We start from the raw sequence: 594 nt of genomic DNA, 5'->3' as shown, positions 1-594 counted from the left end.
TTTTAAATATGGCGCAGCGGACGGGACTCGAACCCGCGACCCCCGGCGTGACAGGCCGGTATTCTAACCAACTGAACTACCGCTGCTTAGGTCGTCTTAGCATTTTGCCTTTATAAGGGCCCACTTGCTAATAAGTGGTGGGTGATGACAGGCTCGAACTGCCGACATTCTGCGTGTAAGGCAGACGCTCTACCAACTGAGCTAATCACCCTGAGAAGCGTTAAAAATGGCATTGCAATTTTTGCTTCGCAAGAGAATTTTCCTTAAAGGGAAGATTCTAACAGAAGCTGACTGACTAAAGCCGCGCTCTGTGGGTGTGTATTATATAGATTTACACATGGCTGTCAAACGGTATTTTGCCTTTTTTTCATAATTTTCTTTTATTTTAAAAAAATAATCAGCAAACCTATGTTTTTATTAATTTTATATTTTTTAAAATTTACAGATATTTCTAATATTGACGCATTCTGGATGCACAGCTTGGCTCGCTATCCCATGTTATAGTGAGTTCAGTATAAAAACGATACAGTGGGACTGGGATAAATTTTACGCAGCCTCTGTCGGCGCAGGCACAGCACGCAAGGAAAATTTATA

2 tRNA genes are annotated in these 594 nt (G+C 41.6%); both read right to left on the bottom strand.

The features are described from left to right. Window positions 1-9: 9 nt before the first annotated feature. Window positions 10-86: transfer RNA gene (locus tag J3491_RS11935), tRNA-Asp, on the bottom strand. 49 nt (window positions 87-135) lie between these two features. Continuing rightward, window positions 136-211, bottom strand: a tRNA-Val gene (locus tag J3491_RS11930). Between the last annotated feature and the right edge of the window lie 383 nt (window positions 212-594).

Origin of the sequence: Psychrobacter halodurans (assembly GCF_017498075.1) — a bacterium.
GTDB classification, from domain to species: Bacteria; Pseudomonadota; Gammaproteobacteria; order Pseudomonadales; family Moraxellaceae; genus Psychrobacter; species Psychrobacter celer.
This window is presented reverse-complemented; position numbering and strand designations above follow the sequence as displayed.